Source organism: Amycolatopsis palatopharyngis, assembly GCF_003385185.1.
Lineage (GTDB): Bacteria > Actinomycetota > Actinomycetes > Mycobacteriales > Pseudonocardiaceae > Amycolatopsis > Amycolatopsis palatopharyngis.
Map to the genome: position 1 here is coordinate 1 of NZ_PQHZ01000040.1, position 14,332 is coordinate 14,332.

15 protein-coding genes and 1 tRNA gene are annotated in these 14,332 nt (G+C 68.1%); 8 read left to right on the forward strand and 8 right to left on the reverse strand.

Annotated features, from left to right (window positions below; all coding sequences use genetic code 11):
- Window positions 1-24: 24 nt before the first annotated feature.
- Window positions 25-339, reverse strand: a complete 315-nt coding sequence (locus D0C15_RS24915; RefSeq protein WP_116050025.1) for a hypothetical protein — start codon at window positions 337-339, stop codon at window positions 25-27.
- Window positions 340-860: 521 nt separating this feature from the next.
- On the opposite strand from D0C15_RS24915, the gene D0C15_RS24920 reads away from it, so the two are divergent.
- A complete protein-coding gene (locus D0C15_RS24920; protein ID WP_162830250.1) occupies window positions 861-1,430 on the forward strand; it encodes a DUF4241 domain-containing protein in 570 nt (189 codons plus the stop codon).
- Window positions 1,431-1,570: 140 nt separating this feature from the next.
- Here the strand turns inward: D0C15_RS24920 and D0C15_RS24925 are convergent.
- A tRNA-Gly gene (locus D0C15_RS24925) sits at window positions 1,571-1,644 on the reverse strand.
- Between the two features lie 127 nt (window positions 1,645-1,771).
- On the opposite strand from D0C15_RS24925, the gene D0C15_RS24930 reads away from it, so the two are divergent.
- The 3 genes from D0C15_RS24930 to D0C15_RS24940 all read left to right on the forward strand — a co-directional run bounded on the left by D0C15_RS24930 (window position 1,772) and on the right by D0C15_RS24940 (window position 4,560).
- Window positions 1,772-3,019, forward strand: coding sequence for an oxygenase MpaB family protein (locus D0C15_RS24930; protein WP_116050031.1), 1,248 nt, complete (start codon window positions 1,772-1,774; stop codon window positions 3,017-3,019).
- 22 nt (window positions 3,020-3,041) lie between these two features.
- On the forward strand, window positions 3,042-3,632 hold the full coding sequence (gene dcd, locus D0C15_RS24935) for a dCTP deaminase (protein ID WP_116050034.1): 591 nt from the start codon (window positions 3,042-3,044) through the stop codon (window positions 3,630-3,632).
- Window positions 3,633-3,771: 139 nt separating this feature from the next.
- Window positions 3,772-4,560 (forward strand): CAP domain-containing protein, encoded by a 789-nt coding sequence (locus D0C15_RS24940; protein ID WP_116050037.1) that lies wholly within the window; start codon window positions 3,772-3,774, stop codon window positions 4,558-4,560.
- Window positions 4,561-4,585: 25 nt separating this feature from the next.
- Here D0C15_RS24940 and D0C15_RS24945 read toward each other — a convergent pair whose 3' ends face one another.
- From D0C15_RS24945 to D0C15_RS24960, 4 genes are read right to left on the reverse strand one after another with little or no spacing between them, the layout of a single operon-like run.
- Window positions 4,586-5,359, reverse strand: coding sequence for a crotonase/enoyl-CoA hydratase family protein (locus D0C15_RS24945; protein ID WP_116050040.1), 774 nt, complete (start codon window positions 5,357-5,359; stop codon window positions 4,586-4,588).
- Complete coding sequence (locus tag D0C15_RS24950; protein ID WP_116050042.1) at window positions 5,356-6,207, reverse strand: crotonase/enoyl-CoA hydratase family protein; 852 nt, start codon at window positions 6,205-6,207, stop codon at window positions 5,356-5,358. The genes D0C15_RS24945 and D0C15_RS24950 overlap by 4 nt, the downstream gene beginning before the upstream one ends.
- Window positions 6,204-7,835 carry an acyl-CoA dehydrogenase family protein gene (locus D0C15_RS24955; protein ID WP_116050045.1) on the reverse strand — a complete coding sequence of 544 codons (1,632 nt, stop codon included), beginning with the start codon at window positions 7,833-7,835 and terminating at the stop codon, window positions 6,204-6,206. The genes D0C15_RS24950 and D0C15_RS24955 overlap by 4 nt, the downstream gene beginning before the upstream one ends.
- Window positions 7,828-8,424 carry a TetR/AcrR family transcriptional regulator gene (locus D0C15_RS24960; protein WP_116050048.1) on the reverse strand — a complete coding sequence of 199 codons (597 nt, stop codon included), beginning with the start codon at window positions 8,422-8,424 and terminating at the stop codon, window positions 7,828-7,830. Before D0C15_RS24960 ends, D0C15_RS24955 begins: the two co-directional genes overlap by 8 nt.
- A gap of 73 nt (window positions 8,425-8,497) precedes the next feature.
- Between D0C15_RS24960 and D0C15_RS24965 the strand changes: the two genes are divergently transcribed.
- Window positions 8,498-8,875: a nitroreductase family deazaflavin-dependent oxidoreductase gene (locus D0C15_RS24965; RefSeq protein WP_116050050.1), complete on the forward strand. Its 378-nt coding sequence runs from the start codon at window positions 8,498-8,500 to the stop codon at window positions 8,873-8,875.
- A gap of 3 nt (window positions 8,876-8,878) precedes the next feature.
- Here the strand turns inward: D0C15_RS24965 and D0C15_RS24970 are convergent, their stop codons facing one another.
- Entirely contained in the window at window positions 8,879-9,307 is a 429-nt protein-coding gene (locus D0C15_RS24970; protein WP_116050052.1) for a DUF742 domain-containing protein, read from the reverse strand.
- A gap of 121 nt (window positions 9,308-9,428) precedes the next feature.
- Window positions 9,429-10,199 (reverse strand): IclR family transcriptional regulator, encoded by a 771-nt coding sequence (locus D0C15_RS24975; RefSeq protein ID WP_245976208.1) that lies wholly within the window; start codon window positions 10,197-10,199, stop codon window positions 9,429-9,431.
- 70 nt (window positions 10,200-10,269) lie between these two features.
- Here D0C15_RS24975 and D0C15_RS24980 point away from each other — a divergent pair, with 70 nt between their 5' ends.
- Genes D0C15_RS24980 through D0C15_RS24990 form a run of 3 tightly spaced genes read left to right on the forward strand, consistent with a single transcriptional unit; the run spans window position 10,270 to window position 14,326 of the window.
- A complete protein-coding gene (locus D0C15_RS24980; RefSeq protein WP_245976209.1) occupies window positions 10,270-11,232 on the forward strand; it encodes a 5-dehydro-4-deoxyglucarate dehydratase in 963 nt (320 codons plus the stop codon).
- Between the two features lie 23 nt (window positions 11,233-11,255).
- Entirely contained in the window at window positions 11,256-12,764 is a 1,509-nt protein-coding gene (locus D0C15_RS24985) for an aldehyde dehydrogenase (NADP(+)) (protein ID WP_162830251.1), read from the forward strand.
- A complete protein-coding gene (locus tag D0C15_RS24990) occupies window positions 12,761-14,326 on the forward strand; it encodes an ABC transporter substrate-binding protein (protein WP_116050059.1) in 1,566 nt (521 codons plus the stop codon). Before D0C15_RS24985 ends, D0C15_RS24990 begins: the two co-directional genes overlap by 4 nt.
- Window positions 14,327-14,332: the final 6 nt, after the last annotated feature.

Sequence of the window (14,332 nt, forward strand, 5' to 3'; positions counted from 1 at the left end):
ACCGGCACTGTCCACCCAGGACCCTCAACTCGACCCGCCGACTCGCACACCACGAGCAGGAATTCGCCCGATCGGTGGGGCCCGATAGCGGTGCCGAACCGGGGCCAAATCACGATGCCACGGCCAGGCTCCGGCGAGTGTGGCGCGTAGGTCAGCGTCAGGCCAGGCTTGGAGGCTGTCGCGGAGGTGCTTACCGAGCCGGTCGGCGTAGGTGTTGGCGGGCACGGGGACTGGGACGAAGGCGGATGCGCCGTCGAGCATGATCACCGCGTGCGGCGTGGTGAAAATCTTGTCGTCGCTGTCCTGGATGGGCGGGAGCTGGGCGTTTGCGACTCGCATGGTCACCAAACGTAGGGCCAGTGGCGATCTCGCTACCGACGATGGTCAGTCCGTCCCAGCTCGCGTGCATTGCCAGGTAGCGCGTTGTTCCGGGGGAGCCAAATCCGTGGATGTTCTAGAACGACGAAAGCCCCAGGTCTACAGTGGACGACTGCTGAGTTCGGGCTTTCGTGTTGGAGCGGATGACGGGAATCGAACCCGCGTATCCAGCTGGAAACCAGGGCGACGAGCCTGGAAAGTGCTGCTGACCTGCGCTCGAGCATGTTCGCGAGGCGCCCTCGTTGACCATCTTTGACTGGGGCATGTTGCTGTGGGGTTCGAATCCCTCGCTACTGTGTGAACTGGTCGAACACCTCCGACGGTTCTCGCCATTCTCGCGTTAGCCCAACTTCTGACGGCCCAATGAGGGCCGGTTTACACTCCTCGCCAACTCAGGATCTTGGAGGTGCCTCAGCATGTGGGAGCCGTCGCTAGAGCAACTATTCGCCGCTGGCACGATGCATCGGTGGCCGGATGGCCGTGTGACGAAGCTCGGCATTATGGAGGCTGGCGCTGTCAGGCTTACGACGGGACGGCTTGTCGTCTGTGACCCGGGCTGGCTGCAGCGCGACTTCTCAGGCTTCGTCGCAACGCAGCTTTCGCCGGGTGTGTACCCGGTCGAGTTGTCGGTCGTGCACATGCCACAGAATGACCCGCGTCTGCGTTCTGTGCTGGTAACTGCGGCTCGTGTGCTCGTGTCGGCTGCCCAAGTCACGGCTTGGGAGCCTGCATGGCCGAGCGAGCAGGAGGGCGTTCCCGCGCGGTCGTTCGGGGTCGACGGCGGTCAGGCGTGCTTTATGGATGAGGCGATCGCACCGTTTCTTATCGACCACCAAGCTGATCCTTCTCGTGTCGACCTCATGGTGACGCAGGTGCTGAAGGAACAGTGGGCGTCGATCGCTGACGAATCAGGACGGAATGTCGTTGTCGTGAGCTGCGGTATGGGAGATGGCAGCTATCCGGTGTGGCTGGGGCACGCGGACGATGGCTCTACTGCTCAGGTGGTGGTCGATCTGGAGCTGTTGTCACACGCTGACGGGCCTGTCGACTGAGGCAGTGTGCACGGCGATATTGATGACGAGCAAACCGGCGACTGATGTTGCTGGGATGTTGTTGGAACTCGCCGTGAAATGGCAGAAGGGGTGCTTCCCGCGATCGGGAAGCACCCCTTCTGAACTGCCAAAACATGCTTTGGAGCGGATGACGGGAATCGAACCCGCGTATTCAGCTTGGGAAGCTGATGTTCTACCATTGAACTACATCCGCAGCGAGTCGACAGCATACTATGGCCCGCTCGCGCCCCTGCAAGAGGCTTCCCGGTGCCCTCCCCTTGACGTGGCCGCGCCGAAGTGACAACACTTGTTGTCTACGCCGTTGCGCGAGGTGGGTAAGTATGAGCGACAAGGTCTCCGACGAGCGCCTGCAAGACCCGGAGCTGTTCCGGCAGGGCGGGCTGCGCCTCGCCGCGAAGCTCTTCTTTCCCGGCGATATTCGCGTTGACCCGCACCAGCTTCGGCGCGTCCGCGAGTTCGCCCAGCAGGAGGACCCGCTGGCCGACGCTGTGGTCGCCATGATGCAGGCCCTGCCCGCCGGCCGGGGGCGGGAGTTGTTCGAGCAGGCCCTCGCTGACGGCATCGACACCCTCGATGACCCGCCCGCCGAGCTCGTCGCCTTCTTCCGTTCGGTCGAGGCGACCCCCTATTGGGTCGACGAGGATCGGCTCGCGCGCGGCGCCAGGGCCATCACCCGCACCGGGTTGCTCGGCCTCTTCCCCCTTGCCGACATGTCGCTGATGGGCGGCTACCTCGCATCCCGCGCCACGAAGTCCCTGGTCGGTACCGGGGAGATCGAGTACATGGCCGGCAAACGGCTGGTCGAAACGGCCACCTGGTGGATCCACGTCACCACCGAGGGCGCCCTCCTGCGCGGCGAGCGTGGGTACGCCTCCGCTCTGCGCGTGCGGCTGGTGCACGCCCACGTCCGCGCCGCGATGAACCGTCGTGCCGACTGGGACTACGCAGCCTGGGATCGCCCGATCAACCAGGTGCAAACCACCGGCACCCTGCTGCTCTTCTCCCAGGTCTTCGTCCTCGGCACCCAACTGCTCGGCGTCCGCTACACCGAACGTGAACGCGCGGACATCCTGCACCTGTGGCGCTACGTCGGCTGGTTGCTCGGCATTTCCGACGAACTGCTCCCCGCCGACGAGGAGGACGCCTGGCGGATGCTCTGGCTGCTCGCCGCCACTGAGTTCATCCCCGACGACGACTCGAAACGCCTCGCCGCCGCGCTGGTCAAGGCGCATGCCGCCGTCGGCGAAGGGCGCGGCCCTTTCGGCGTCGTGGTTTCCCACGTGTCCGTCCGCGTGCACTCCTCAATCAGCAGGCTCGTCCTCGGCCGCACCAACGCCGACTTCCTCGAGCTGCCGAACGACCCTGTCGCCCAGGCGGCGGTGCTCGCCGTCGCCGCCGTCAACTTCGCAGCCGAAACCGTCCGCCAGCGCGTTCCCGGCGCGACCGCGCTGCAGGAACGCCTCGGTGCGGTCGGCCGGCAGCAGTACGTCCGGCGGCTCGGCCGCATCTTCCGCCCCGACACCACTTACGCCTCGCACATGCGCGTGCCTCCCCGCTCGGCCGCCTGAACTGGGCGGTTAGGCTGACCGGGTGCTGCTCAGTGACCGGGACCTCGCCAAAGAGCTCGACTCCGGACGACTCGGGGTCGACCCCTTCACGCCCAATATGCTGCAACCGTCCAGCATCGACGTCCGGCTGGATCGCTTCTTCCGGGTCTTCGACAACACGAAGTACACCCATATCGACCCCTCCCTGCAGCAGGACGAGCTGACGTCGCTGATCGAGAAGGGTGGCGACGAGGAGCCGTTCGTCCTGCATCCCGGCGAGTTCGTCCTCGGCTCCACATTCGAGCTGTTCACCCTGCCCGACGATCTCGCAGGCCGCCTCGAGGGCAAATCTTCCCTCGGCCGCCTCGGTCTGCTCACCCATTCGACCGCCGGGTTCATCGACCCCGGCTTCTCCGGGCACATCACCCTGGAGCTGTCTAACGTGGCAAACCTGCCGATCACGTTGTGGCCCGGCATGAAGATCGGCCAGCTCTGCCTCTTCCGTCTCTCCAGCGCCGCCGAGCACCCTTACGGTTCGGCGCGGGCGGGCTCCCGCTACCAGGGCCAGCGTGGCCCGACCCAGAGCAAGGCGTACCTCAACTTCGATCGCGTCAACACGAAGCGTGATAGTTGACCCGAACCGTAAGCCACGATCGCGGCAAAAGTGAGCGAGCCAGCAACTTAAAGTACTGAAGTAGCCTTTCGGGCTTCACTCTTCGGTGGTAATTTGCCGCTTCGTGCCCTCTCCGAGACCGAACCGTAAGCCTTTGCTCGTGGCCTTCAGCGTCGTTCTCGGCGTGGCCTTCGCCGCGAGCGGCCAGTACTTCCTCGGAGGTCCCTCCGGAGAAGCACCGGAGAACGCCGGGGCGGCTCTGCTCATCGCCTCCCCGCCACCGAACGGCGGATTCGCCGGACCGGCACCGACTTCGACCACTTCCGGCACGAAGATCGAGGTCACGTCGGGTACGCCGCACACGTCCGCCACGACCAGCAGCGAGTCCGCCAAGGACCAGGAGCCGCCCACGACCGCCAGCGGCTCAGCGGACAGCACGACCTCCTCGAAGGCCCCAGACACCAGCACCAGTGCCGCGGCAGCGGCAGCGGAACAGCAGACAACCACCGATCCGCCTGCCACGCGCAACGAGACCACCTCGGAAAAGCCGCGGCACACCCCGCCTCGCACCGCACGCGACGACAGCAAGGCCGCACGCGTGGTCGAGCTGGTGAACTACGTCCGGCAGCGGGCCGGGTGCGACTCGGTACGCACCGACAGCAGGCTCACCACTGCCGCACAGGGCCACAGTGACGACATGTCGGCCCGCGGCTACTTCTCCCACACCAGTCCGGAGGGCGGGAACTTCGCGGATCGCGCCCGTAGCGCCGGATATCCCTCGCCGGGAGCGGAGAACATCGCCAGGGGACCCTCCGACGCCGAGGAGGTCATGCGGATGTGGATGGAGTCACCTGGGCACCGGCAGAACATCCTCAACTGCGACCTGACCACCATCGGCGTCGGTGTGGCGCCTGACGGCTGGTACTGGACCCAGGTCTTCGGCTACTAGAGCGTCCCCGCGCGGCGAGCCAGACTCAGATCGTCCCGAAGTCTCCGTGCCTGCCCGCGCCGGAGGCGAATCGTTGTGCACCTTCGAGACTGTCGGTGGTCAGCGAAACCAGCCCGTGCCGGAACTCGCTCTCCAGCGCTGCCCGCTCGTCCAGGCCGTCCTGTTCCAGCACCGACAGCCGGTCCTGCCGCATGCAGGTTTGCGGGAACCGGGCTAGGCCGGCGGCCAGTTCCTCGGCCGCGGTTCTGGCCTGACCGGGCGGGACGACCCGGTTCACCAGGCCCATCGCGTGCGCCTCCGCCGCGTCGACCGGCCTGCCGGTGAGGATCAGGTCCATCGCCCTGCTCTGCCCGATCAGCCGGGGCAGCCGGACGGTCCCGCCGTCGATCAGCGGGACGCCCCAGCGGCGGCAGAACACACCGAGCACCGCGTCCTCCTCGGCCACTCGCAGATCGCACCAGGCCGCCAGCTCCAGCCCGCCAGCCACGGCGTGCCCGGAGATCGCGGCGATCACCGGCTTGGACAGGCGCATTCTGGTCGGTCCCATCGGACCGTCGCCGTCGATGTCCTCGTTCAGCTGGTTGCCGTTGCCGGTGCCCACCGACTTGAGGTCGGCCCCCGCGCAGAAGGTTCCGCCCTCGCCCCACAGGACGGCGACCGCGGCGTCGTCATCGGCGTCGAAGGCGCGGAACGCCTCTGCCAGCGCTACGGCGGTCGGGCCGTCGACGGCGTTGCGCTTCTCCGGCTGGGCAAGGATCACGGTGGTGATCGGCCCCGAGTGCTCCACACGTACGGTCATCGGTTCTCCTCACGGGGGCGGGAGCCGTAGTCGCCGAAGGGCTCGTCGCGTTCGCGCACCGCCTGCCGGAACCCGACCTGTCCGGCGCGAGAGACGAATGCCTGTCCCTCGCCGGTGTGCCTGGCGACCCCGTCGAGGAACGTACCCAGCGTGCGCGAGGACGCGAAACCCATGTTCTCCACGGTCTGGTTACACAGCAGCTTCAGCATCTCCAGCTGGTTTCCCGGCAACTTCGCCATCCGCTCGGCCAGCCCGAACGCGTGCTCGGTCAGCCGATCGTCCGGGACGCATTCACCGATCAGACCGATCTCGGCTGCCGTCCGTGCCGGTATCTCGTCCCCGGTGAGCAGATACCGCTTCGCTTTTTCGAAACCCATCCGGTACACCCACATCGCGGTGGTCGGCGTGCCCCACACCCGCGATGGCGGATACCCGAAGACGGCGTTCTCGCCGGCCACGATCAGATCAGTGCACAGCACCATGTCCGTGCCGCCCGCGATGCACCAGCCCTGTACCGCCGCGATGGTCGGTTTCGCCGCGTACCAGAACTTGAGGTAGGTATCGACGAACCCGGACATCATCCGGTAGTCCTTCGCCGAGTCCCACACCTGCTCGGCCTCGGCGCCCGCCTGATACTCGGTCGCCCAGTCCAGCCCGTAGCCCGCGCAGAACGCGGGACCGTCGGCTCGCAGCAGCATCACCCGCACCGCGGGGTCGGCGTCCGCGTCGTCGATCGCGGCGGACAGCGCGTCCCGTAGTTCCGGCGTGATCGTGTTGTACTGCTCGGGCCTGGCCAGAATGATCGACCGAACACCGTCGTCGGTCTCGATCCGAACTGGCTGACTCACCGCCGCACCCGTGCCCGGTCGATGATCGACCCGGTGTCCACGCCGGACGGCAGGGTGCCGAAGGCGACGCCCCAGTCCCCACCGAAACGGGACGCGCAGAACGCGTCGGCGACGGCCTTGTTCCCGTGCCGCACCAGCAACGATCCCTGCAGTACGAGCGCGAACGTCTCGACCAGCCTGCGGGCCCTGTACTCGATATCGTCCAAATTAGACAGCTCTTTGCGCAGTCGAGCGGTGGCGTCATCCAGCCGGGCATCCGCGCCAGCCGCGAGATCCACCTCGGCGAAGTACGCCTCGATCGTTTCTGGCTGCTTCGCCATCGCGCGCAACGAGTCCAGCGCCGCGACATTGCCCGAACCCTCCCAGATCGAGGCCAGTGGTGCCTCGCGGTACAGCCTTGGCATTCCGGACTCCTCGACGTAACCGTTGCCGCCCAGGCACTCCAGCGCTTCGGCCGCGTGTGCCGGCGCACGCTTGCACACCCAGTACTTGGTCACCGCCAGCCCGAGCCTGCGGAACAACTCTTCCTGCTCGTCGCCGGCGTTCGCGCGGTCGGTGGCACCGGCGAGGCGGAGCCCGACTGTCGTGGCCGCCTCGGCCTCGATCGCCAGGTCGGCCAGCACGTTCGCCATCAACGGCTGGTCCACGAGATTCTTGCCGAACGCCTGCCGGTGCGTCGCGTGATGCACGGCCTGCGTGACGCCGAAGTGCATGCCTGCCGCGGCACCGACCGCGCAGTCGAGCCGGGTGTTGTTAACCATGTCGATGATCGTGCGGACGCCACGACCCTCCTCGCCGACCAGCCAGCCGACCGCGCCGTCGTACTCGAGTTCGGCCGACGCGTTGGATCGGTTGCCGAGCTTGTTCTTCAACCGCTGCAACCGCAGTCTGTTGCGCGTGCCGTCCGGCAGCACCCGGGGCAACACGAAGCAGGAGAGTCCACCTGGAGCCTGCGCCAGGGTCAGGAACATGTCCGACATCGGCGCCGAGGTGAACCACTTGTGCCCGGTGATGACATAGCTACCGTCGGCGGCAGGCCGGGCCGTGGTGGTGTTCGCCCGCACGTCGGAGCCGCCCTGCTTCTCGGTCATCGACATGCCCGCGATCAGTCCGCGTTTGGTGCTCGGCTCGCGCAGTCCGTAGTCGTACTCGGTCGCGGCCAGCAGTTCCTCGTATTTCCCGGCCAGTTCCGGGTTGTGCCGCAGCGCGGGTACCGCCGCGTAGGTCATCGAGATCGGGCAGACGTGCCCGGACTCGACCTGCATCCACACGTACGTCTTCGCGGCCCTGGCGACGTGCGCCCCCGCACGATCCTGCTGCCACGGCGTGGCGTGCAGGCCGTGACCGACCGCGACGCGCATCAGGTCGTGCCAGTGCGGATGGAATTCGACCTCGTCGACGCGGTGCCCGTACCGGTCGTGCGTGCGCAGCACCGGCGGGTTCTCGTTGGCGAGCCTGCCCCACTCCTGTGCCTGTTCGGTGCCCGCCAGCCTGCCGAGTTCGCGCAACTCCGGCTCGGCCCAGCCCGCGCCCTCGCGGTGCAGGGACTCCAGTAGCGCCGGATCGTCGGCGACGTCGTGGCCGGTCAGCGGCGGCACCTGGTTGGTTACTTCATGGGTGTCAGGCATGTACTGCTCCTAGCGTGCGAAGGGCCAGCGTGCTCAGTTCGGGGATGACGTCGGGCCCGCCGGTGGTGAGCGGGCCGATCAGGACCTCTGCGGCAGCCCCGACCAGCGCGGCTGCCGTGAGTTGCGAGTCCTGCGGCGGCAGCACGCCCGCTTCGATGCCCTCGTCGATCCGGGCGGAGACGATGTCCCGGAAGGCCCTGCGGAACCTGAGCCGCTCCGCCTCTACTGGTGCGTCGACCGGTTCGGCGAGCAGGGCATAGGCCAGCCGGGGAGCCTTCAGTGCGCGGTGCGCGAACGTCTCGAACACGGCGACGATCCGTTCGGCGGTGCCGCCCTCCCGCTGCGAGGCGGCCTCGACCGCCGCGACCTCACGGCTGACCACGATCCGGAACAGTTCGGCGACGAGTTCGGCCTTGTTCGGGAAGTGCTTGTAGACGCTGCCCGTCGCGATCTCGGCCCGGGTCGCGACGGCGTTGACCGAACAGCCCGCGTAACCGCACTCCGCCAGCAGTTCGACGGCGGCGTCGAGGGTTGCCGCTCGCTGGATGTCCAGCCGAGCCTGGACCTTGGGGGTGCGCCGGTAAGCCACGCAAGAAGTGAACCACTGATTCACTTCTTGGGGCAACCCCTCCGGCTGGACGCCGGCGATACCGTTGTTCGGTATGCGGCTTCCCGAAGGTCTGGCCAGGTTCAACCGGCACGTCACCAACCCGGTCCAGCGGCTCTGGGCAGGGCGATTGCCCGGCTTCGCGATCATCGAGCACACCGGACGGCGTTCCGGGCGTACCTATCGAACGCCGGTGAACGCCTTTCCCGTGGAGGGTGGTTTCGCGCTGCTGCTGACCTACGGCCCGGATCGGGACTGGCTGAAGAACCTGCGGGCAGCGGGGTACGGCCGGATCGAGCACCGGGGCCACATCGTGCCCGTCAGCGCAGGTGAACCCGTACCCGCCGCCTCGGCTGACTTCCTGCCCAAACTGCCCGCGACGATCGCGCGGCGCCTGCGCATCGAGTACGCGCTGCTGCTCACCTCCCGCTGAGACTCACAGGTCGTGCAGGCCGCGCAGTACCCTGCGCATCAGGTCCAGGTCGGGCCTGCCCTCCGCCGTCGCGACGCTCGCGTGCACGTCGATGAGCCCGGCATCGTCCATGTCGCCGATCAACACCCGCGCCACCCCGAGCGGGACCGAAAGCAACGCGGCGACCTCGGCCACCGACCGCGGTTCCGTGCACAGCCCCCGCACGGTTTGCAGTTCGTTGCTCGTGACGCCGTTCCATGCGGGCCCCGGCCGGGTGGTGATCAGCGTTTCCAGCGCGTAGTGCTTGCTGGTCTGCGTTCTGCCCTTGGTCAGCACGTAGGGCCGGACCAGCAGCCGGTAGGCGTCGGCGGCTTCGTCAGGGCCTTCCGGAAAGTGCGCATCCGAGCGCTCGATCCGTCGTCCGGACTGTTCGGTGTCGCCGGGATGGCCCATGCGTGGCCGCCTCGCATGCTCGGGTCATGGCTCGCTGACGGCGTCGGCGGCGGGAAAATCCATATTACTGCGCGTGTCCAGGCCTCACCCGTTTGTCCGAGTCCACCCCTGCCCTTGGCGGTCAGTGAATGATCCGTTCCCGTGCACGGGCCAGCGCGTCGACGATCACCTTCTCTCTCGCCGTATCGAGGCGGACGATCGGGATCGAGCAGCTCAGCGCCTCATTCACGGCGCCGCCGAAGTCCAGCGGGACCGCGAAACAGCGCAGGCCGAGGGTCGATTCCTGTTCGTCGACGGCGTTCCCGCGCCTGCCGATCTCCGTCAGTTCCTCGCGCAGGGCCGTGCGGTCGGTGATCGTGTGTTCGGTCCGCGCCGCGAGGGTCGCGGGCAGTAGTGCGTCGACCTCGCCCCACGGGCGGCCGGCGAGAATCGCCTTACCGAGCCCGGTCGCCCAGCAGGGCAACCGCCTGCCCGGCCGGGAGACGACGGCGAGCGAATGGCGGGAGATGCAGGTCGCCAGGTAGACGATCTCGTGGCCGTCCAGTCGCGCCAGGTGGATGGTCTCGCCGAGCTGGTCGGAGAGGTCGTTCATCACCGGTTGTGCGCGCTGTACGACGTCGTCGTGTTCGACGTACGCGGCACCCGCCCGCAACGCCCTGATCCCCAGCCGGAACCGGGAGCCGGAGTCGTCGTGCTCCACCCAGCCCGTCCGTACGAGCGTCATCAACAGTGCGTAAGCACTCGCTCGCGGGATCGCCAGATCACTGGTGACCTCCCGGAGTGATCGAGAGGACTCGGCCACGCTGAGATACTCCAGCAGAGCGATGGTTCGCTCCGCGGATTTCACGCTCCGCACACCCCCGCCGTCCAGCGGATCAGCCGTGTCGGCCACCAGTTCCTCCCAAGTGTGCCCTTGACGTTTCAACTCTCCGGGACTTTACTCCCGTCTACAACGATAGACGTTGTCTCCACTCGTAGACAAGAGGTTCTTCATGGCGCTGGCCCATCCGCAGCTGATCGACTCCCTCACCGGGCTCCTCGGCTTCCCCGTCACACCGTTCCGGGAGTCGGGTGAGCTGGACCTTCCGCGCTTCGAGGAGCATCTCACCGAGATGCTCGAGGCCAAACCCGCCGCGCTCTTCGTCGCGTGCGGAACCGGTGAGTTCGCCTCACTGACACTCGCCGAGCACCGGCGGATCGTGCGGACCGCGGTCGCACACGTCGACGGCGCCGTACCCGTACTCGCGGGGGTCGGCGGCGGCACTCACGTCGCGGTGGAGTTCACCCGTTCCGCCGAGGAGGGTGGCGCCGACGGCGTTCTCGTCCTCCCGCCCTACCTCCAGGTCGGCCCGCCCTCCGGGCTGGTCGAGCACTACCGCCAGATCGCCGCTGCCACCTCCCTCGGTGTCATCCCCTACCAGCGCTCCACCGCGATCTTCACGCCCGAAGCCGTCGCCGAGCTGGCCGAGATCGAGCAGGTGGTGGCCTTCAAGGACGGCCACGGCGACATCGAGCTGTTGCAGCGCATCCACACGGTCACCGGCGGGAAGCTGCTGTTGCTCAACGGGATGCCCACCGCGGAGACCTTCGCCCGCGCCTACGCGGCGCTCGGTGTCCGGGCGTACTCCTCGGCGACCCTCGCCTTCGCGCCGGCGATCGCCCGCGCCTTCTTCGACGCCTTCGAGCGCGGCGACGACGACCTCCAGCAGACCCTCCTGCGCGAGTTCTACGTGCCGCTCGCGCAGTTGCGGCACACCACCAACGGCTATGCCGTCGCGCTGGTCAAGGCCGGCCTCGACATCCAGGGGCGTTCGGCGGGCTCGGTCCGGCCACCGCTGATGGATGCCTCCCCCGAGCATCGCGCGGAGCTGGCGAAACTCATCGAGCAGGGCATGGCCGCCATCGACACCGCGCCGGCCGCATGAGGGCGCCGCAGGGAGTCGGCTTCGTGGCCGGCAACGAGTACCGCGGCAATGGCCCGGCGTTCCGCGCGGTCGACCCGGCGACCGGCGACACCACGGGCCCGGAGTTCACCACTTGCGGGCCGGATGAGGTGGCCGAGGCGGCGAAGCTCGCCTGGACCGCGTTCGAGACCAATCGGGAACGTCCCGAGCGCTGGCAGGCCGCGCTGCTGCGGGAGATCGCGACCAGGCTCGGCGACGCGCGCGAAACCGTACTGGCAACGGCGCAGGCTGAGACCGGGATCAGCTCGACGCGGCTCGAGGGCGAACTCGCCCGAACCCGCAACCAGCTGCTCGGCTTCGCCGACGTCGTGGAGCGCGAGACCTACGGCGAGCCGGTGCACGACGAGGCCGACCCGGAAGCCACCCCGCCCCGCCCGGACCTGCGGCGGGTGTTGATCCCGGTCGGGCCGATCGCCGTGTTCGGTGCCTCCAACTTCCCACTCGCCTTCAGCGTCGCGGGCGGCGACACCGCGGCAGCACTGGCCGCGGGCTGCCCGGTGCTGGTCAAGGCGCACCCCTCGCACCCCGGCACGAGTGAACTCGTCGGCGCGTGTGTCGCCGAGGCGGTCGCGGCGTGCGGTCTGCACCCCGGCACGTTCGCCCTGTTGCAGGGCGCCGGGAACGAGACCGGCTCGGCGCTGGTCACCGCTGCGGAGGTGCGCGCGGTCGGCTTCACCGGATCCTTCGGCGGCGGCCGGGCACTGACCGCACTCGCCGCCGAGCGGCCCCGGCCGATTCCGGTGTTCGCCGAGATGGGCAGCCTCAACCCCATGTTCGTCACGGCCGCCGCGGCCCGCGAACGGCTGGACGCCGTCGTCCAGGGATTCGTGAACTCGATGACCTTCGGTGCCGGTCAGCTGTGCACCAAGCCGGGGATCGTGCTCACGACCGAGGGCCAGGAGTTCGCGAGCAGGACCGCGGCCCTGCTCGACGAGGTGGAGCCGGGTGTCCTGCTGAACCAGGCGACCAAGGACGCGTTCGAGGCGGGCACCCGGATCTCCGGAGTCGAGGTGCTGACGAAGCCGCGCACCGAGATCGGCAAGGGGCTGCGGGCCGCACCGGTACTGGTGCTCGCCACCCTGGCCGACCTGCGCCGGGAGCCCGCGCTGCTGGAGGAGCACTTCGGCCCGTTCGCCGTGGTGGTCGACCTCGACTCCGAGGACGAGTTCGCCGAGGCGGCCCGCCTGTTGCCCGGCTCGCTCACCGCGACCGTCCACTCCGAAGCCGAGGACCATCAGCGGCTCGGACCACTGGTCTTCGAACTCGTGGAGCTCGCGGGTCGCATCGTGCACAACGGCTACCCGACCGGCGTCAGCGTCAGTGGAGCCCAGACCCACGGCGGGCCTTTCCCGGCCTCGTCGGACAGTGCCCACACCTCCGTCGGCTGGACCGCGATCCGCCGGTTCCAGCGGCCAGTCACCTTCCAGGACGTCCCCGAAACGCTCCTGCCATCGAGTCTGCGTACCGCCCTTTTGTTCAAGGAGGAACAATGAGGTCCCCTCTGCGCGTGCTGAACACCAGCAGGTCCCCCGTCCCGAGAGTCGCCGCGATCGTGGTCACCGGCGCTGTACTGCTGACCGGCGCCTGTTCGGTCGGTGGTTCCGAGGCCGGCGCCGCGGCCGACACCGTCCGGATCGTGCTGCCCGAGGAACCACCGACACTCGAGCCGTGTGACGCCTCGCTGACCGCGACCGGCCGGGTGACCCGCTCGAACATCACCGAGCCGCTCACCGAGCGCGTACCCGAGACCGGTGAACTGGAGCCGAAACTCGCCACCGAGTGGGCGCAGAACGAGCCGACGTCCTGGACGTTCAAGCTCCGTGAAGGGGTCAAGTTCCACGACGGCACGCCGCTCACCGCCGAGGCGGCCGCGTTCTCCATCGAGCGCACGGTCAACTCCGACATCGGCTGCAACGTCGACGGATACGTCTTCGGCGACAGTGAACTCACCGCGACCGCCGTCGACGACACCACCGTCGAGGTCACCACGGCCACACCGGACCCGATTCTCCCGCTCCGGCTGTCCTTTGTGGAGGTCGTGCCCACCAGTACCGACGCCGAGGCGAAGGTGCGGCAGCCGGTCGGCACCGGGCCTTACCGGATCGAGCAGTGGAACCAGGGCGTGAACCTGCGGCTTACCGCCTTCGACGGTTACTGGGGTGAGGCCCCGCCGTTCCCCACAGCCGAGTACGTGTGGCGCTCCGAGGGCAGCATCCGGGCCGCCATGGTCTCCAGCGGTGAGGCCGACATCGCCGTCGGGCTCGCACCGGCCGATGGCGCGGGCGACCGGGCTGTCGAGTACCCCAACAACGAGACCTCCTACCTGCGGATGGACGCGACCAAGGCGCCACTGAACGACATCAGGGTGCGTCAGGCGATCAACTACGCCATCGACAAGGAGGGCATGGTCGCGTCGGTGTTCTCCGGCCTCGGCCAGCCCGCGGGCCAGGTCGTCCCCGAGGGCGTCACCGGGCACAACCCGGACATCGCTGCCTGGCCGCACGATATGGCCAAGGCGAAATCGCTGATCGCGCAAGCCCGTGCGGACGGGGTGCCGGTCGACACCGCCATCAAGATCATCGGCCGTAACGGGATCTACCCGAAGGCCGCCGAAGCCATGGAGGTCGCGCAGAACTCGCTGATCGAGGCCGGCCTCAAGGTGGAAATCCAGATGCTCGACGTGAACGCGTGGCTGGAGTACCTGCTGCGGCCGTTCCCCACCGACATCGGCCCGACACTGCTGCAGGCCCAACACGGCAACCAGGCCGGTGACGCCGCGTTCACGATGGGCCAGATCTACGGCAGCGATGGCGCGCAGAGCAGCTACGGCACCGCCGAACTCGACGCGCTGATCGAGGAGGCCGAGCTGGCTTCCGGACCCGACCGGCAGGCCAAGTTCGCCGAGGCGCTGGCTTACCAGAACGAGAACGTCGTGCGGGACGCGGTGCTGGCGCACATGACCGGCATCATGGCGCTGTCGCCCTCGGTGACCTACGAGCCGAACTCCGCGACCAACGACGAGATGCATCTGGCCGAGATGCACCCGGCAAGCTGAGGACGC